Origin of the sequence: Pseudomonas sp. FP2254 (genome assembly GCF_030687695.1) — a bacterium.
Lineage (GTDB): Bacteria > Pseudomonadota > Gammaproteobacteria > Pseudomonadales > Pseudomonadaceae > Aquipseudomonas > Aquipseudomonas quebecensis.
The window spans coordinates 1,090,324-1,107,976 of the sequence record NZ_CP117444.1; the positions used below are offsets into that span (position 1 = coordinate 1,090,324).

The following is a 17,653-nucleotide window of genomic DNA, read 5'->3' on the forward strand; positions in this document are numbered from 1 at the left end:
AAAAACGATCGCTTCTAACTTGCCGCTTGCCGCTTGAAACTAGCCGCTGCCCCTTACCAACAAATGCCTTCAGTGCGGCCGCTCACGCTGGTGGCCTTGGACATGAAGCCCACCAGGTCGACCACTTGCTTGCCGTCCGGCGCGCTATGGGCCAGGGCGCGGAACTTCTCGTCGCGGTTGCCCAGGATGATCACGTCGGAGTTGTTGATCACGTCGTCGAAGTCCGAGTTGAGCAGGGACGACACGTGCGGGATCTTGCCTTCGATGTAGTCCTTGTTCGCGCCGTGGACACGGGCGTACTCGACGTTGCTGTCGTAGATGCTCAGGTCGTAGCCCTTGCCGATCAGCATTTCGGCCAGCTCTACCAGCGGGCTTTCGCGCAGGTCGTCGGTACCGGCCTTGAAGCTCAGGCCCAGCAGGGCGACTTTGCGCTTGTCGTGGCCGGCGACGATGTCGAAGGCGTTCTGCACCTGGGACTCGTTACTGCGCATCAGCGAGTTGAGCAGCGGTGCTTCCACGTCCAGGGAGCCGGCGCGGTAGGTCAGGGCACGCACGTCCTTGGGCAGGCACGAGCCGCCGAACGCGAAGCCTGGACGCATGTAGTACTGGGACAGGTTGAGGGTCTTGTCCTGGCAGACCACTTCCATCACTTCGCGACCGTCGACGCCGACGGCCTTGGCAATGTTGCCAATCTCGTTGGCGAAGGTGACCTTGGTGGCGTGCCACACGTTGCAGGTGTACTTGATCATCTCGGCAACGGCGATGTCCTTGCGGATGATCGGTGCGTCGAGTTCTTCGTACAGCGACTGCAGGACATCGCCGGAGGCTTTGTCGAACTCGCCGATGACGGTCATCGGTGGCAGGTCGTAGTCGGCGATGGCGGTGGATTCACGCAGGAATTCCGGGTTGACCGCGACGCCGAAGTCGACGCCGGCTTTCTTGCCGGAGCAGTCTTCCAGGATCGGGATCACAACGTTGGCCACGGTGCCCGGCAGCACGGTGCTGCGCACCACGATGGTGTGGCGGCTGGTCTTGTCACGCAGAACAAAACCGATCTCGCGGCATACCGACTCGATGTAGTTGAGTTCCAGGTCGCCGTTTTTCTTGCTTGGCGTGCCGACGCAAATCATCGACAGGTCGGTATCGCGGATGGCTTCGGCGAAGTTGGTGGTGCCGCGCAGTCGACCCGTTTGGATACCCTGGCTCAACAATTCGCCCAGACCCGGTTCAACGATTGGCGATTTGCCGGCGTTGATCAGGTCGATCTTTTCCTTGGAAATGTCCACGCCGACTACTTCGTGGCCACGGGCAGACAGGCAACCGGCACAGACAGCGCCAACGTAACCCAAACCAAATATGCTGATGCGCATCGCATTTACCTCGTTGTCATTGAAGACGGTGTTAATCATGCCAATAAATGGCCGGAGTTCATGTTTGCAAGCGTCACTGATGCCCGCGGAAGTTGGGCGAATAGACGCCGACTTGCCGCGTACAGGCATGTTAAATAGTGAGTGACTAATAATTGCACTCAAGTAGGGCGCAACATGGCCTTGTTATTGGGGCTTGCCCTCAAATGCAGCCGGCCTTCCTGGGAGAAGGGCCTGGCGCCAGTGCCACAGAGCTTTGACAGAGGCAATAAGCCTATAAAAATCAAAACCTTGGGATGTCTCACTGACCCATTGGGGTAAGCGCAGCCTTGGCCTTATAGTTCGTGGCAATACTTCCTTATTGCCGCCTTTAACTAGTCAGTCGGTAATATGACCCATGAGTCAAAGTTAATGTGACAACTTCGCTACTTCCTTTGGTCGCCATGTAAGTCATCTCTTACAGCATCAGAGAATTTCGTTACCGGTGGTATGAGCGGCGCTTTAGGACGAAGTTCCTGGCCGCTCATCCTGTTTCCTGAAATTTCTTGAAATACGAGCAGAGATGGCACTAGTACTATATTGATAGCACTTGCTATTTGGGCCAGTAGTTATGGGGAGTTGGCACGCAGGGATAGTTTTGTGCCACTAGTGTTAAAAAAAACCAGTGCCACTACGAAAAAATTCGATGAATGTCGAGTGAAACTATTGATAGGGTTGTGTCGTGATATTTTTTGACGTCAAATAAATGGCGATTTTGTCTGAAGTGCAAACAAAATGTGGGAGGGGCTTGCCCCCTCCCACATTTGGATTTCATTGTCTGAGAAAGGCTGGTACGGCCTTATTCCGGTGCATGATCGCGCAGGAACACCAGGTTGTCCGGCTTGGACTGCTGCGCATTGAAGCGGTAGCCCTGTACATCAAACTCCTTAAGCTTGGCCGGGTCGTTGATGCGTTCTTCGATCACGAAGCGGCTCATCATGCCCCGCGCTTTTTTCGCGTAGAAACTGATGATCTTGTACTGGCCGTTTTTCAGGTCCTTGAACTCGGTATTGATGATCCGGGCGTTCAGGGCCGTGCGTTTGACCGCCGAGAAGTACTCGTTGGACGCCAGGTTGAGCAGCACATCATCACCTTGCGCGGCGAGGGCTTCATTGAGCCATTCGCTGATCCGCGTACCCCAGAAGGCGTACAGGTCCTTGCCACGAGCGTTGGCCAGCTTGGTGCCCATCTCCAGGCGATACGGCATCATCAGGTCCAGCGGACGCAGCAGGCCGTACAGGCCCGAGAGCATGCGCAGGTGGTCCTGGGCGTAGCTGAAGTCGGCGTCGCTGAATGTGTCGGCGTTGAGGCCGGTGTACACGTCGCCTTTGAACGCCAGCAGGGCCTGCTTGGCATTTTCGGGCGTAAAGGCCGGTGTCCAGCTGCCGAAACGCGCGGCGTTGAGGCCGCCGATCTTGTCGGAGACGTGCATCAATTCGCTGATCTGCGCCGGGCTGAACTGGCGCAGTTGCTCGATCAGTTCCTGTGAGTGGTCCAGGTACTGCGGCTGGGTGAAGCGCGCAGTGACCGGCTTTGACTCGAAATCGAGGGTTTTGGCGGGGGAAATCACCATCAGCATGAAGTTGGCTCCTGTAATCGTGGGCGCGATTCTAGGGGCTTGGGCGATTTGACTCCACCTATGATGGCGATAGGCACGATCCGCTATGATGGCCGGTAGTTCTGGAGAGGGAGACCCTGTGTGCGAATAGCGCTTTTATTGTCCGCTGGTCTGTTGTGCATGAGCGCTCAGGCGGCGTCGGTGGACGTCGCCAGCCTGGACCGTGGCACCTGGCCCGAAAAGCTCACCAGCCCGGCATTGTTCGATGTGGGCTCGCGTGCCGAAATCCTGATGTTTGCTCACAGCCTGCTGGCCAGCGAAACTCAGGATGACGCCGCGCTCAAGCAGCGGCTGGGGCTGAAGATCATCAACCTGGCGGCCATCAACGATCTGCGTCGTGAACTGTGGCGGCGCCTGCTGGAGAATTACAGCGTGGCCCAGCAGAGCTGCGAGGTGGATGCCTCGTTCTGCTATCTGGTGGAAAACATGGACGACCTGCGCGAAGAGGCCGGCAAGTTCGAGGTCAGCGCAAACTCCTTCTATATAGATTGGGCTGCCCCCAGTCATGCCTTCCATGAGCGCTACCTGGACGAGTTGCTGCGCAAGGCCGCGCTGTTTCCGCAGATCGGCAGCGAAGTCGCGCGCTTCGGCGAACATGAGCGCAACGGCGATGAATTCAATGACCGTTTGTTCCTGCTGACCTTCGACGGCGGCCCCGCGCCTGTCAGCGGCAACACTGATTGGCTCGCCGACTATCTGCGCAAACAGAAGATGAACGGGATTTTCTTTGTCCTCGGCAGCAGCCTGCAGACCCGCCTGGAGCGCAGCTCCGCCGCCGATGTGCAGGCGTTGTACCAAGGCCAGTGCGTGGGCACCCAGGGCTGGCAGTACCGCTCCCACAGCCACTGGGTGGACTGGCAAAGTTCGATTACCCGCAGCGCTGCACTGGCGCAGAACCTGATGCCGGAAAACTATGTGCCACTGTTTCGCCCACCCTATGGTCAGCGTCGCGCGGACAGCCAGGGGTTCTTCCAGTCACAGGGCTTGCAGGTGGCGTTGTGGGACATCGATTCCCAGGATGAGCCGGGCAGGCTCAAGGCACAAGAATCGGCGCAGCGCGTGCTCACGCTGATGCTGTTGTGGCGCAAAGGGGTGATTGTGTTTCATGACACGCAGGACAAGGCGCGGGTGGCGTTGCCCTGGTTGTTGCAGGCAACGGCGCAGAGCGGGCTCGGCTGGCAGGACTGTCGCGAAGCGTTTTGAGAAAGTGCCCGGCCCTGCTGGGGATGCGCGGTTTTCGGGGTGATTTGGTGCGACATTTCGATGCAGGCGGACTTCCGACTTTAACGGCGTGGCTGGCACTCGGCTAGTGCTATTCGTCATCCTGAAAAATAAACTTCAAAAAAGCGTCAAAGTGCTTTTTCCTGTCACACGTTTTGCGGTATTACGAAGTCAGATCGCCGAAACCTGCAGCACAGGTGGCGTCTTCCAAGACTCCTCATGTGGGCAATGCACTTGACGTCACTCAGGTGCATTCGGTGGTCGAATCGAGGCGCAGCACCGCCCAGGTATTGCGTCGACTGGCTCCCACAAAGGTGACCGAGTATGGATGATCATGGACGTAACCCTTCTTCCGACCAGCCAATCCTTTACGTGCTTGATACCAACGTATTGATCCACGATCCAAACGCACTGCTCAATTTCGAAGAACACCACGTCGCTATCCCGATGATCGTGCTTGAGGAGCTCGATAAACTCAAAAGCGGCCACCACAGCGTTGCCGCCGAATGCCGCCAGGCCATCCGCCTGATCGACAAGACATTGGGCGAAGCTTCGCCCGACGACGTTGAGGTCGGTGTGCCGATCCAGCGCGGCAAAAGCGGGCCCAAGGGCTTGCTGTCGATTCTGATGAGCAAGCGCAACGAACCCAACAGCCTGCTGCCGGAAAACCTCAACGACAACAAGATCATCAACCAACTGATCGACCTGCACGCGCGCGACAAGGACCTGCGCGTGGTGCTGGTGACCAAAGACATCAATATGCGCCTCAAGGCCCGCGCGTGCGGGATCGCGGCCGAGGACTACAGCACCGACCAACTGGTCGACGACGTGTCGATGCTCTCCCGTGGTTATCACATGATGACCGGCTCCTTCTGGGACCGCGTCAGCAAGGTCGAAACCCGCCAGGACCATGGCCGCACCTGGCATCAGGTTCAGCTCACCGATAACCTGCCGGCTGTGCATATCAATGAATTCATTGTCGATGAGCAGGGTTTTGTGGGCTGGATCAAAGAGATCCAGGTCGACAAGCTGCTGATTCTCGACCTGCATCAGGAGCCTCTGTTGCACCAGGAAGCCTGGGGCCTGAAACCGCGGGACATCTATCAAAGCCTGGCGCTGTATGCGCTGCTCGACCCGGACATCCACCTGGTCAACCTGACCGGTGCCGCCGGCTCGGGCAAAACCATCCTCGCCCTGGCCGCCGCCATCGAGCAGACCATGGTGACCAAGCGCTATCGCCGTATCATCGCCACCCGCAGCGTGCAGGGCCTGGACCAGGAGATCGGTTTCCTGCCCGGTACCGAGGCGGAAAAAATGGAGCCGTGGCTGGGGGCGATCACCGACAACCTCGAAGCCTTGCACATGGATGATGAAAATACCCATGGCAGCGTCGACTACATCCTCAGCAAAGTGCCGTTGCAGTTCAAATCCCTCAACTACATCCGAGGCCGCAGCTTCCAGCAGAGCCTGATTTTGATCGACGAATGCCAGAACCTCACGCCGCACCAGATGAAAACCATCATCACCCGTGCCGGCGCCGGTTCCAAAGTGGTGTGCCTGGGCAACCTGGCACAGATCGACACCCCTTATCTGTCCGCGACCAGTTCCGGGCTGACTTACCTGACCGAGCGCTTCAAGGACTTTCCGAACGGCGTGCACATTGCGCTGCAAGGGGTGCCTCGCTCGATTCTTGCCGAATACGCCGAATCCCATCTCTAAACGATGCACTGACTGGAACGGGCGTCCCTTGGGGCGCCCGTTTTTATCAGGCGGTTTTTTCGACCAGTGCCCAATCGATCGCCGGCTTATGCGCACGCGACAACAGCGTGTACACCGACGGCAGCACGAACAGCGTGAACAACGTGCCCACCAGCATCCCGATCACAATCACCAGGCCCAGGCCAAAGCGACTGCTGGCGCCGGCCCCGGACGCGAACAGCATCGGTACCAGGCCGACCACCATCGCCGCCGTGGTCATCAGGATCGGCCGCAGGCGAATCCGCGCCGCGCGGATGATCGCCTGCGCCGGGGTGCAGCGGTACAGCACCTGCAATTCGTTGGCGAACTCGACCATCAGGATCCCGTGTTTGCTGATCAGCCCGATCAGCGTCACCAGGCCGATCTGCGTGTAGATATTGATCGTGGCCAAGCCCAGGGCCAGCGGGATCAATGCGCCGCAGATCGACAGAGGTACCGTGATCAGGATGATCAACGGGTCGGTCAGGCTTTCATACTGCGCGGCCAGCACCATGTAGATCACGATCAGCGCAAACAGGAACGTCAACATCAACGCATTGCCTTCGTGGATGAACTGTCGGGAATCGGCCTGCCAGTCATGGCTGAAGCTGGCGGGCAGCTGTTGGCTGTACTTCTGCAGGAACGCCACCGCCTGGCCCAGGCTGACCCCCGGCGCTGGAATGCCCTGAAAGGTCGCGCTGTTCTGCTGGTTGAACTGCTTGAGCTTGTTCGGCTCAATCACGCCATGCAGGCTGACCACGGTCGACAGCGGCACCTGCTGGCCTGCGTCGGTATCCAGGTAGAAGGCATTCAGGTCCTGGGGCGTAAGGCGTTGCGACGGCTCGCTCTGGGGAATCACATCATAGGACCGGCCTTGCAGGGCGAAACGGTTGGTGTAGTTTTCGCCGATCAACACCGCCAGGGTACTGCCGATGTCCTGCATGCGAATTCCCAGGCTGTTGGCCTTGCTGCGGTCGATGCGCACCTGGGTCACCGGGTTGTTGAACGCCAGGTCGCTGTCGACTACCGCAAACAGTCCGCTGGCCCGTGCCTGGGTTTTCAGCTCTTCCATGGCCTGGTACAGCGAGCGGTAGTCCTCGGTGCTGCGGATGACCATCTGCACCGGCAAGCCCCCGGTCGAGGCGGGCAGTGGCGGCAGCTGGAACACGAAAATCGAATTGCCCTCCACCGCGTCCACGCTTTGTTGCAATTGGGCCTGGATGCTCGCGGCGCTGCGTTGGCGCTGCGACCACTCGCTGAAGTTGACCCCGGCAAAGCTGGCCGCCACCCCGTCGTTGCCATTGATGATCCACGTACTGACGGCCTCCGGCAGCTGGCCGAGGATCTCGCTCAACTGATAGGCGTAGCGCTCCACGTAATCCAGGTTGGCGTGTTGCGGTGACTTGATTGCCAGCAGCAGGTTGCCCTGATCCTCATTCGGCGCCAGTTCCTTGCTGGCCTGCCCGTACAGCCAGGGCAAGCTGATCAGCACCAGTGCGCCCAGCAGCAGGATCAGCCCACGCTGGCGCAGCGAGCTGAGCAGCGCGCGTTGATACAGGCGTGCCAGGCGTTGGAAGAAGCGTTCGGCCAGGCGGCTCATGCGCCCTTCATGTTCGTGGCTGGGCAGCAGCTTGGCGCACATCACTGGAGTGAGGGTCAGGGCGATGATCCCGGAGACCAGTACCGCGCCGGCCAGGGTCAGGGCGAACTCCTTGAACAGCGCGCCGGTCAGGCCGTTCATCAGGCCGATGGGCATATAGACAGCGGCCAGGGTGATGGTCATGGCGATTACCGGCGAGGCGATTTCCCGCGCGCCGAACAGCGCGGCTTGCAACGCCGTGCGGCCTTCCTTGAGGTGACGGTGAATGTTTTCCATCACCACGATGGCATCATCCACCACCAGGCCGATGGCCAGTACCATGGCCAGCAGCGTCAGCAGGTTGATGCTGAAGCCGAACAGTGCCATCAGGCCCAGGGCGCCGAGCATCGACAGCGGGATGCCGACAATGGGGATGATCACGCTGCGCACCGAGCCCAGGCACAGGTAGATGATTACCACCACGATCAGGATCGCTTCGATCAGGGTTTCGATCACTTCGATGATCGATGCCTCGATAAAGTGTGCGGTCTCGAACGCCAAGGCCACGTTGACCCCCGGCGGCAGGGTTTTCTCGATGGCCGGCAGCAGGCGCTTTATATCGGCGACGATCAGCAGCGGGTTGCCCGTGGGCGTCGCGTACAGGCCCAGGTGCACCGCCGGCTTGGCATCCATCAAGGCGCTGGTTTCATAGACGGCCGAACCAAGTTCCACCGTGGCGATATCGCGCAGGCGCAGCAGGCGATCACCGTTGTTGCTGAGGACCATGTCGCGAAACTCATCCAGGCTGCTCAAGTCGGTATTGACCTGGATCGAGGAGACCACGTATTGACCCTTGATCTGGCCCGGCGCGGCCTGGAAGTTGTTGGCACGGATCGCCTGTTCGACCTGGGCGGCACTGATGCCGTGGCCGGCCATGCGTTGAGGGTCGAGCCACAGGCGCATGGCCAGGCGCTGGCCACCGAAAGTCTCGACCTTGGCTACGCCCTCGATGGTGGAAAACAGCGGCTGCACCACGCGGCTGAGGTAGTCGCTCAGGGCCGAAGCAGACAGCGAGTCACTGGAAAAACCCACATAGGCCACCGCCGTTGCATCGCCGGCGGAGCGTTCGATCACCGGGTCGTAAGCCTGTTCCGGCAGGCGATATTTGACCTGGTTGACCTTGGCGATCACATCGCTCAGGGCCTTGGCCGAATCCTGGTTGAGCGCCATGCGCAAGGTGATCTGGCTGCGGCCCTGCACTGAGGACGAGCTGACGTAGTCCACGCCTTCCACCGAGGCCAGCGACTGGTTGATCGGCTGGGTCACGAAGCCCTGCATCAGTTCGGCGGGAGCGCCGGGATAGTCAGTGGTGACGCTGATCACCGAGCTTTCCAGCAGCGGGTACTGGCGCACGGGCAGATCGAGGTAAGCCTTGAGGCCGGTCAGCACGATCAGCAGGCTGACCACCAGGGCCAGCACCGGGCGGCGCACGAAGAGGTCGGTGAATTTCACGGCTGGTCTCCGGTCATGCTCAATCGCGCGGGCACGTTCGCATCGTTCAATACGGTGCGTTCCATGGGCTCGATGGCAGCGCCGTCACTGAGCTTGATCTGCCCGGAAATGACCACCTGTTCACCCGGATTCAAACCTGAGTCGATCACCACCCGGCCATCGCGGCGTTCGCCGGTCTTGACCAGCACTCGGCGTACAGTCGGCGGGGTGTCGGCGTCTGGCGCGGGCTGCACCACAAATACATCTTCGCCGTAGGCGTTATAGGTGATCGCCGTTTCCGGCACGGTCAGCGTAGTGCTCGACGGCGGCAGGGGCAGGCGCACTTTGGCGAACATGCGCGGCAAGGCGCCGTGTGTCGGCGCTTGCAGCAGGGCCTGGACACTCAGGGTGCGCGAGCGATCGAGGAACGGGTCGATGCTGCTGATGCGCGCGGTGTAGCGCTGCCCCGGCAGGGCATCAAGTTGCACGTTCAGGCTGTTACCGACTTTGAGTTGCGCCAAAGCTTGTTCCGGTACGCTGAAATTGACGTACAAACCCTGGTCGCCGACCAGGTTGATCAGACTGTCGCCTGGGTTGACGTACTGCCCCAGGTGCACCTTGCGAATTCCCAGTGTGCCGGCGAACGGCGCGCGAATGGTCAACTGGTCGATCTGCGCCTTGAGTTCCTGCAGGGCCCCTTGAGCGGTGGTGTACTCGGTCTGGGCATTGTCATAGGCTTCGTGGGAAATGGCGTTGACCTTGACCAGGCTGCGCGAGCGTTCCAACTTGACCTTGGCGTTTTCCAGCTCGCTTTGCAGGCGCATCAGGCTGCCGCGCTGTGGCGCATCGTTGAGCTTGACCAATACCTGGTCGCGCTCGACGCGCTGACCGGATTCCACCGGCAACTGCACGACGCGCCCGCCGACCTCGGCGGGCACGCTCACCTGTTGCACCGCTTCCAGCTCGCCAATTGCCTCCAGGTAGCGGGAGAACGGCGCACCGCTGACCGGCTCAATCGCAACTTTTATCGGCGCCGGGGCATAGGCGGCAACGGCCGGATGGCTCCAGCGCCACAGGCCCCAGGCCACGGCGAGCAGCAGGAGCACGGCGATCAGCAACGTTACGGTGGTTCGGGAAACGGCACGTCCCGGTGTGCTGACGTAAGGCATAAGCTTCATTCCTTGAAGAGTCATCAATAGATGGGCCAGCAGCCCGGTGTCAACAGTTCGACGAGATTCGCATCCGGGTCGCGAAAGTACACACTCGACCCACCCTTGGGCCAGTGCGTACGCCCTTCGATAGCGATATTGGCCGCGTCCAGACGCTGTTCCCAGGTTGGCAGGTCTTCGGCGTCGATGGCGAAACAGATGTGGATACGCCCGTTGGCGTCATGGGGCGGGATCTCGCCGCCGCTCAAGTATTTGGTGTGCAGGGAGGCGCCCCGTTTGAACAACAAGAGAGTATTCTGCTGACCGACGTTGAACGCGACGAGCACGCTGCTCTCGACCATCGCCTCCAGTTGCAGGTGCTGGCTGTAAAATGCTTTGGCGCGCTCGAGGTCATCCACATACAGCGCGGTCTCAATAATTCGTTTGATTTGAGGCATGGTTTGCTCCTTGTTGAAGGGTTGCTCCCTGAAATGGAATTCACCGCATGATCACGGTCTTACTGCGCAATATCGATTTGAATCTGTTAGTGGTGCTCGACGCACTGCTGACCGAAAAACACGTCACCCGCACAGGGGCGCGTCTGCATTTGAGCCAGCCGGCCATCAGTCATTCCCTGAGTAAGCTGCGGGCGCTGCTGGACGATCCGATCCTGATCCGCGACGGCAACGAGGTGATGCTCAGCGCCTTGGCGCAAAACCTCCAGGGGCCGCTGCGGGAGATTCTCAGCCAGATCGAAACCTTGTTCGGCAAGTCCATCGACTTCGACGCGGCCAGCTCCCAACGCACCTTCCAGTTGGCGATGTCGGATTACGGCGCGGCGATTATCTTGCCAAAGTTGCTGGTGCGACTGCGTCACGAGGCGCCGAACACTACCCTGGTAGTGACTCAGGGCAGCCGGCATGGGATGTTCGAGCAAGTGGCACAGGGCAAGATCGACTTGGCCTTGGGGGTATTCCCCAGCCTGACGCCCGATGTGTCGATGGAAGTGTTGTTCGAGGAAAGCTTTTCCTGCCTGCTTGACCGGCGGACCTTGCCCAAGAAAGGCGTGCTGGATCTTGAGAGCTACCTGGAGCGCCCGCATATCCAGGTGTCCATGGACGGCGGCACGAATGGCGAAGTGGACAGCTTGCTGCGCGCCGAAGGCTTGCGCCGTCGTATCGCCGTCAGCGTGCCGCACTGGCGCACCGCGCCGAGCCTGCTGCACAACACGGACCTGATCCTCACCGTGGCGACGCGCACCCTGGAAGACACCTTGCTTAACCCGGATCTGGTGCGATTGCCGCCACCGTTCAGCATTCCGCGCTTTCCCTTTGTGCAAATCTGGCACCAGCGTTTCTGTGACGATCCGGCACATGCGTGGTTGCGCGACCAGGTCAAGCAAGTGGTGGCTCATACCATGCCGGTCGACTGATCGGGGCGCAGGCGCAGGCGCAGGTCCTGCCCCAATTGAGTAACGTCGTACAGGGTGAAGTCCAGCGAATGCGTCAGGTGTTCCAGCTCCGGCAGATGCACCAGCGGACGTGCCAGGTCGCCCAGCAGCCGCGGTGCCACATAGAGCAGCAACTCATCGACGAGGCCCGCGCGCAGCAAGTTGCCGGCCAGCGTCGGACCGGCTTCAACCATGACGTCATGCAGGCCCCGCTGGCTCAGGTGAGTCATCAGGGCGTGCAGATCCAGGCCCTGCTGACTGCCCGGCAGGCCGAGCAGCCGTTCGCCGTTCGCCCCTTGCGGCACATGGCGTTCGTGCATCACATGCAGGCTCGGCGCCTGGTCGTCGAACACGCGTGCGGTCTGCGGCACGCGTGCCTGGCTGTCGAGGATGACCCGCAATGGCGCGATAGCCTCGGCGGACGCCATTTCACGCACGGTGAGCGAGGGGTTGTCCGCCAGTACGGTGCCGCTGCCGGTCAGAATCGCTGCACTACGCGCTCGCCAATACTGCACGTCGGCGCGCGCCCGGGCGCTGGTGATCCACTGCGAGCTGCCGTTGTTGAGCGCGGTGCGGCCGTCCAGACTCATGCCCATCTTCAGTTGCACCCAGGGGCGCTGGCGCTTGACCGTGGATAAAAATCCCCGGTTGAGTTCCCGCGCCGCGACGTTGAGCAAGCCGACCTTGACCTCGATCCCGGCCGCGCGCAGTTCGGCGATGCCGCGACCGTCGGCCTGCTTGAACGGGTCTTCATGGGCCACGATCACGCAGGCCACGCCGGCCTCGATCAGCGCCTGGTGGCAGGCGCCCGTGCGGCCGACATGGCTGCACGGTTCGAGCGTCACATAAGCGGTGCCCCCCCTGGCCAGGGCGCCGGCCTGGCGCAGGGCAAACACCTCGGCGTGCGGACCACCCGCACGCCGATGCCAGCCTTCACCCACGATATGCGTACCGTGAGCGATGACACACCCGACCCGAGGATTGGGCCAGGTGGAGTGAATGCCGCGCTCGGCCAACGACAATGCATGGTGCATATGTTGAAAGTCGATTTCGCTGAAGTGGGTCATTGGCGTGAATGCCGTGCCGAGGCCTGGACGGCGATCGGATAGATGCGGCCATCGTAGGCGCTGGCCAGGAAGCCGCTGCCCTCGGCGTCGTGGGTCAGGCAGGAGATACCGCTGGCGGTGATCTTCTCCACCTTTGCCCAACTGCGCCTGGCCAGGTCGAACACGGCCACGGTGCCGCCGTAGCTGCCGGTAGCGATCATCTTACGGTCCTTGGAGATGGCGATGCACTTGATCGAGTGACTATGCGGGGTGTCGTAGACTTCACTGTTACCGGCCTGCCACAGGCGCAGCTTGAGGTCGCGGCCGATGCTGGCGAAGCCGCCCTGGATCTGCGTGCAACCGTTGGAGATGCGGTCGTGGGCTTTGTCGAGATAGGTCTCCAGTTCGAAGTCGGCAATCCGGAAAAACGCCGCCGCCGCCGTCGCGCACACGCTGAACAGATACTGCTCATCCGCCGCGATGCCCTTGATCGCGTTTTCGTGCATGCGCACTTCGCGCAGAAATTGCGGCTGTTGATCCACCAGCTTGAAGATCAAGGCTTCGCCGGTGTAGGTACCGATCGCGGCATGCAGCTCGCCGTCCTTTTCAAAGGTGGTGCCGCAGTTGAGCGGCGAGCGGTGCTGGTAGACCACGTCCCCGGTCTTGGCGTCGAACACCGTGCCCATCTGTCCGCCCGTCAGCACGCTGGCGCCGAATGGCAGCAGGAAGTTGCACAGGCTGCCGGCCATGGTGCTGGGCTGGCCATTGATCTGCAGGATGCCGGCGTCGCCGATGCTGTAAATGTCGTCGCCGACCACCGTCACCGCGTTCAGGCTGATGGCCGGCTCGATGCCGCCGATGTCCCATTGCTGAGTAGTGAAATCCCAAGTGGCGTAGGTGGAGCCAAAGGTTACGAAGGCGATGCGCTGGTCGCCGAGCAATGCGCAGCTACGTGGCCAGATGATGCTTGGCAGTGAGGTCTGTGCGGTTTTCTCAAGTTGATTGGCGGCGGTCAGTTTCCACAGCATCACGCAACGGTCATAGCTCAAGCTGACCAGCATGCGTTGCGCGTCGTTCCACACAATGCGCTTGATCCCGGCGGCGTGGGCCGGTTGCAGGTAGGTACCGCTGCTGCTGATCACCGAAATTTTGCCCTCGTCGTCGCCGGCAAATATGATGCCTTCGCGGGACAAGGCCACGGTGTCGGTCTCGACGCCGCCGAGGTCGATAATGTCCAGTTGCTCGCCGGTGGCGGCATCCCAGCGGCGGATCGAACCATCATCGCTGCTCGACACCAGGGTCTGGCCGTCGGCGGCCCAGCACACCGAGATTACATCGGCCTCATGGCCGGTCAGGATTTTCCGGGTTTGCCCGCTGAGGTCGAACAGGCGGATGGTGTGGTCGCGCGAGCAGGTGGCGATGGTCTGGCCGTCTGGCGAGAAGGCGGCCATTTCTATGTCGTCATCGTGGCCAACGAGCACGCTTTTCAGGCGCAACGAAGGGATTTCCCAGACCCGAGCGGTGTAGTCGCTGCTGGCACTGACCAGCAGAGTGCCGCTGGCGTTGAACGCGCATTGGTTGGCCAGGTGATCGTGGAGTACGCGCTGGATCGGCGTCTTGGTGCACGCGTCCCAGAGAATGACTTGGTTGTCATACCCGGCGGTGGCGACATAGGTGTCGTTGAACGTTGCAATACCGCTGATAGGGCCAAAATGTCTCATGCGTCATTATCCTTAATGTTGAGGTTGGCTTATTGCGGGCGACCTGAATGATTCAGCCGCGCGAGCGAGTTATTTCACCAGTTTGATGACGTGATTTTTCTTATCGACTTTTGCTTGCAGGTAATGGGTGTTGTGGCGCGTCACGAATACACCCGTAGGAATAACGTTATCGACCACGATACCGTTATCCACCAAGGCCTGGACTTTATCCGGGTTGTTGGTGATCAATTGGCAGTGTTTGATATTCAATGCTTTCAACATGCCCGCGGCCATGGAGAAGTCGCGTCCATCTTCGGGGAAGTTAAGATGGGCGTTTGCCTCGAACGTATCCATGCCGGAATCTTGCAGGCGATAAGCATCCAACTTCGCATATAGTCCGATTCCCCGACCTTCTTGGCGCAGGTAAATCAAATAACCACCGACTTCCCGCATACGCTCGATAGACTCATTTAATTGCGGACCACAATCACAGCGTTGTGAACTGAAAACATCACCCGTCAGGCATTCGGAATGAATCCGGACTAATGGACTGACTGGATTGGCCGGTCCCAGTTTGATGACAATATGTTCGTGGTCGGTTTCGAGTCCGCTGAAAGTATAAAAAGTCCCCGGATTCGAAGTGTCATCCAAGGGAATATCTACGTGACTGCGTACGCTTAGGCGGTTCATGGCGGTTCCTTCCATGCTGAATGATTAACGCGTTTTTGTTCTGAATTCTTTCGTTTTAAGACAAGGAGGGGCTACAGGGTTTTGGCGAGGCGAAAACCCATTACATAAATCTGTCGCGGATATTTGCCGTGGCGCCGGTAGTTGCGTGTCAGGTCGCGGAAGCGCGTGAAACTGCCGCCGCGGGCTATGCGATGAGTGCCCACCACATTGACCAGATCGTCGGTGATGGCCGTGCCACCGGGGTAGGGGGCATAGTCATCGATCACGTATTCTTCGACATTGCCGGCCATGTCCAGGCAGCCAAAGGGCGATGCGCCATCAATCAACAGGCCGACCGGCGTGGTGTCGAACAGGCCCATTTCAGCGGTGTTAGCGTGCTGCGGCAGAAAAGTCGGGCCCCAGGGGTATTCGAGGTTTTCCGGGCCGGCCGCGGCGTATTCCCATTCGGCTTCGGTGGGCAGCCGGTAGGCCTGGCCACTCGCCGCGCTGAGCCAGGCGGCGTAGGCATCGGCGTCTTCAGCGGTGATGCCGTACACCGGGTGGTTGGCGCGTTCGTTGGGGTATTGGCCGAACGCCCAGCTTTCGGGAATCCGCGCCTGGCCTGAGGCTTCGAGAAAGGCGCGGTATTCGAGGTTGGTGACCGGGTATTTGCCAATTGCGTAGGGTTGCAGGTACACCGGGTGGCGCGGTACTTCCTTGGCGATCCAGTCGCGATCCAGGCCAAGGCCCTGCAGGTCGTGCATGACCTGATCCACCGCCGTCTCGGCCAAGCCGATTTCCACCTGGCCGCCACTGATGTGGATCATTGCCGGATTGAGCACGTCGAGCCGCGGGTCCACGGTCAGGGCCAGCAGTTGGGCGGCGGCATAGCGCCAGGCGAGTGGCGAGACTGGGTTTTCCACGCGGTCAGCCAACTGTTCGATGGACTCTTCCGCGAGCTGGCGCCAGGCGGTCAGGGGTAGCTTCAGGTTAAGCGCGCCCTGGAAGTGTTCAGGCAGGCCCATCAAAAATCGGTCGGTCATCTCGGGGGTCAGGGGGCCGTCGAACACCGGCCAATGGTTGAAACCCTTGGAAGTCATAACGCTGGTTATCCTGCTGCGATAAGGAAAAGGCACGCGTATCCAGATGCGGCGCGCCCGGCTTTCATCGGGTGCAGATCAGTCCGGTCTGCAGGCAGTTGCGCTCGAAGTCATCCCAGTAGCCCTCAGGATGCTTGGCCCGTTCGGCATCAGAGATGATGGGTTTTTGCCATTGCAGGCGCGGGAAACCGGCCTTCATGATTGCCAGCTCATAACGCTCACGGCTCCAGCGATGAAAGGTAAAGGCGCTGGGTGGCTGGGTGACGAATTCAGCGTGGTGACGAAAGCCGCCCTCGTGGGCTTCCTCGGTCAGCACATGTACGCCGTACTTGGTGAAGTTGCCGCGTTGCAGTTGGAACGTCGGCTCCACGGTGTAGGCCACGACGCGGCCGCCGGGGGCGAGGTTGTTGGCGGCCACTTGGAACATCTTGTCCAGCTTTGCCGGCGAGTCGGCATAGTTGAATAACCATGCTGCGGTAATCAGATCGAATTTGCCGAGTATGCCCAAATCACAGATATCGCTGACGTGGTACTCGATCGCTTCCTGGTTACGCGCCGATTCCTTGCGAGCCAGGTCTATCATCGAGGCGGAAATATCCACCCCAACCACTTTACTCGCGCCCTGGCGATATAACTCGCGGCCAAAGAAACCGAAGCCACAGGCCAAGTCCAGTACTGACTTGCCTTTGACATCGCCGACCATATGGAAAAACGTCGCGGTTTCTACTGAACGCTGGGAGGCCGTATCCGTGAAAGCCTCGAAGCGTTCGCCAATAGCGTCATATGTAGCGGTTGCAGATTGCTTAGTCATTGCCTCACCTTTTTAAAAATAATAGCTGTCGTCAATCCCTGACTCGGGAACATGAAGAAGTCTTCTGTTTCGGTGACCCGTCTTTCATTTTCATGTGCGCGTTGTAATAAGAAAACCTCCTATGACGACAATCACGCCGACCAATTTATTGATATTAATAGACTGCTTGGGAAATCCGATCAGGCCAAAGTAGTCAATCGCAATTGAAACGATAAGTTGGCCGACCAACACCGCCATGATGAAATTTAGTGCGCCGAGCCGCGGTGCCATCAATAAAGCAACGGTGATGTAAAACACACCCGCGACACCGCCCATCCAAATCCACCATGGACCTTCTTGTACCGTCGATAAGTTTGGGCGGGGGGCTTTTACAACAATGATGACAACGATGAGCACGACCAGGCTGACCAATAAGGAAACGGCGGTTGCCCACAAAGGGTGGCCCAGGAGATTGCCCAGTTTGGCGTTAGTCCCTGCTTGCAAGGGCACTGCGAAACCGGCGAATAAACTGAGCAGGACAAACATCAGTAAGGTCATGGAGTTTGCTTTCCGTTTTTTTAAAGTTTTACGGTGATCGGTTTAACGGCGCCAATTCTTTGTTCTGATGAGCCGTATTCGTCACGCTGATCGGCCATTGGCTGCTACTTGGCCGCGCAGCGGAATCAGGCGTGCGCGAT

The 17,653-nt window shown here is 59.7% G+C and carries 14 protein-coding genes; 3 read left to right on the forward strand and 11 right to left on the reverse strand.

Annotation, left to right across the window (positions count from 1 at the left end; all coding sequences use genetic code 11):
• Positions 1–53: 53 nt before the first annotated feature.
• Together PSH94_RS04820 and yaaA are read right to left on the reverse strand one after the other, a co-directional pair.
• Positions 54–1,370, reverse strand: a complete 1,317-nt coding sequence (locus PSH94_RS04820; protein WP_305436643.1) for a nucleotide sugar dehydrogenase — start codon at positions 1,368–1,370, stop codon at positions 54–56.
• An 835-nt stretch (positions 1,371–2,205) separates the two neighbouring features.
• Positions 2,206–2,985: a peroxide stress protein YaaA gene (gene yaaA, locus PSH94_RS04825; protein WP_181078481.1), complete on the reverse strand. Its 780-nt coding sequence runs from the start codon at positions 2,983–2,985 to the stop codon at positions 2,206–2,208.
• 120 nt (positions 2,986–3,105) lie between these two features.
• Here yaaA and PSH94_RS04830 point away from each other — a divergent pair, with 120 nt between their 5' ends.
• Positions 3,106–4,227 (forward strand): polysaccharide deacetylase family protein, encoded by a 1,122-nt coding sequence (locus PSH94_RS04830; RefSeq protein ID WP_181078479.1) that lies wholly within the window; start codon positions 3,106–3,108, stop codon positions 4,225–4,227.
• 342 nt (positions 4,228–4,569) lie between these two features.
• A complete protein-coding gene (locus PSH94_RS04835) occupies positions 4,570–5,964 on the forward strand; it encodes a PhoH family protein (protein WP_253510567.1) in 1,395 nt (464 codons plus the stop codon).
• A 46-nt stretch (positions 5,965–6,010) separates the two neighbouring features.
• On the opposite strand, the gene PSH94_RS04840 is transcribed toward PSH94_RS04835, so the two are convergent.
• From PSH94_RS04840 to PSH94_RS04850, 3 genes are read right to left on the reverse strand one after another with little or no spacing between them, the layout of a single operon-like run.
• Positions 6,011–9,073: a MexW/MexI family multidrug efflux RND transporter permease subunit gene (locus PSH94_RS04840; protein ID WP_305436645.1), complete on the reverse strand. Its 3,063-nt coding sequence runs from the start codon at positions 9,071–9,073 to the stop codon at positions 6,011–6,013.
• Positions 9,070–10,221 carry an efflux RND transporter periplasmic adaptor subunit gene (locus tag PSH94_RS04845; protein ID WP_181078473.1) on the reverse strand — a complete coding sequence of 384 codons (1,152 nt, stop codon included), beginning with the start codon at positions 10,219–10,221 and terminating at the stop codon, positions 9,070–9,072. The genes PSH94_RS04840 and PSH94_RS04845 overlap by 4 nt, the downstream gene beginning before the upstream one ends.
• Before the next feature lie 23 nt (positions 10,222–10,244).
• Positions 10,245–10,658, reverse strand: coding sequence for a VOC family protein (locus PSH94_RS04850; protein ID WP_181078471.1), 414 nt, complete (start codon positions 10,656–10,658; stop codon positions 10,245–10,247).
• 47 nt (positions 10,659–10,705) lie between these two features.
• Here PSH94_RS04850 and PSH94_RS04855 point away from each other — a divergent pair, with 47 nt between their 5' ends.
• Complete coding sequence (locus tag PSH94_RS04855; RefSeq protein WP_181078469.1) at positions 10,706–11,632, forward strand: LysR family transcriptional regulator; 927 nt, start codon at positions 10,706–10,708, stop codon at positions 11,630–11,632.
• Here the strand turns inward: PSH94_RS04855 and ribD are convergent.
• The 6 genes from ribD to PSH94_RS04885 form a co-directional block, all read right to left on the reverse strand.
• A complete protein-coding gene (ribD, locus tag PSH94_RS04860) occupies positions 11,611–12,717 on the reverse strand; it encodes a bifunctional diaminohydroxyphosphoribosylaminopyrimidine deaminase/5-amino-6-(5-phosphoribosylamino)uracil reductase RibD (RefSeq protein ID WP_305436648.1) in 1,107 nt (368 codons plus the stop codon). The genes PSH94_RS04855 and ribD overlap by 22 nt on opposite strands.
• On the reverse strand, positions 12,714–14,417 hold the full coding sequence (locus tag PSH94_RS04865; protein ID WP_305436650.1) for a WD40 repeat domain-containing protein: 1,704 nt from the start codon (positions 14,415–14,417) through the stop codon (positions 12,714–12,716). The genes ribD and PSH94_RS04865 overlap by 4 nt, the downstream gene beginning before the upstream one ends.
• A 69-nt stretch (positions 14,418–14,486) precedes the next feature.
• Positions 14,487–15,086 carry a GTP cyclohydrolase II gene (gene ribA, locus PSH94_RS04870; protein WP_181078464.1) on the reverse strand — a complete coding sequence of 200 codons (600 nt, stop codon included), beginning with the start codon at positions 15,084–15,086 and terminating at the stop codon, positions 14,487–14,489.
• 71 nt (positions 15,087–15,157) lie between these two features.
• A complete protein-coding gene (locus PSH94_RS04875) occupies positions 15,158–16,165 on the reverse strand; it encodes an SUMF1/EgtB/PvdO family nonheme iron enzyme (protein WP_305436651.1) in 1,008 nt (335 codons plus the stop codon).
• A gap of 64 nt (positions 16,166–16,229) precedes the next feature.
• Entirely contained in the window at positions 16,230–16,976 is a 747-nt protein-coding gene (locus tag PSH94_RS04880) for a class I SAM-dependent methyltransferase (RefSeq protein WP_305436652.1), read from the reverse strand.
• 90 nt (positions 16,977–17,066) lie between these two features.
• Entirely contained in the window at positions 17,067–17,513 is a 447-nt protein-coding gene (locus PSH94_RS04885; protein ID WP_181078458.1) for a DMT family transporter, read from the reverse strand.
• Between the last annotated feature and the right edge of the window lie 140 nt (positions 17,514–17,653).

Excerpts from the sequence above, each read along its gene's own strand:
- PSH94_RS04820 (WP_305436643.1), bottom strand. The coding sequence starts at position 1,370 with ATGCGCATCAGCATATTTGGTTTGGGTTACGTTGGCGCTGTCTGTGCC.
- yaaA (WP_181078481.1), bottom strand. The coding sequence starts at position 2,985 with ATGCTGATGGTGATTTCCCCCGCCAAAACCCTCGATTTCGAGTCAAAG.
- PSH94_RS04835 (WP_253510567.1), top strand. The coding sequence starts at position 4,570 with ATGGATGATCATGGACGTAACCCTTCTTCCGACCAGCCAATCCTTTAC.
- PSH94_RS04845 (WP_181078473.1), bottom strand. The coding sequence starts at position 10,221 with ATGCCTTACGTCAGCACACCGGGACGTGCCGTTTCCCGAACCACCGTA.
- PSH94_RS04850 (WP_181078471.1), bottom strand. The coding sequence starts at position 10,658 with ATGCCTCAAATCAAACGAATTATTGAGACCGCGCTGTATGTGGATGAC.
- PSH94_RS04855 (WP_181078469.1), top strand. The coding sequence starts at position 10,706 with ATGATCACGGTCTTACTGCGCAATATCGATTTGAATCTGTTAGTGGTG.
- ribD (WP_305436648.1), bottom strand. The coding sequence starts at position 12,717 with ATGACCCACTTCAGCGAAATCGACTTTCAACATATGCACCATGCATTG.
- PSH94_RS04865 (WP_305436650.1), bottom strand. The coding sequence starts at position 14,417 with ATGAGACATTTTGGCCCTATCAGCGGTATTGCAACGTTCAACGACACC.
- ribA (WP_181078464.1), bottom strand. The coding sequence starts at position 15,086 with ATGAACCGCCTAAGCGTACGCAGTCACGTAGATATTCCCTTGGATGAC.
- PSH94_RS04875 (WP_305436651.1), bottom strand. The coding sequence starts at position 16,165 with ATGACTTCCAAGGGTTTCAACCATTGGCCGGTGTTCGACGGCCCCCTG.
- PSH94_RS04880 (WP_305436652.1), bottom strand. The coding sequence starts at position 16,976 with ATGACTAAGCAATCTGCAACCGCTACATATGACGCTATTGGCGAACGC.
- PSH94_RS04885 (WP_181078458.1), bottom strand. The coding sequence starts at position 17,513 with ATGACCTTACTGATGTTTGTCCTGCTCAGTTTATTCGCCGGTTTCGCA.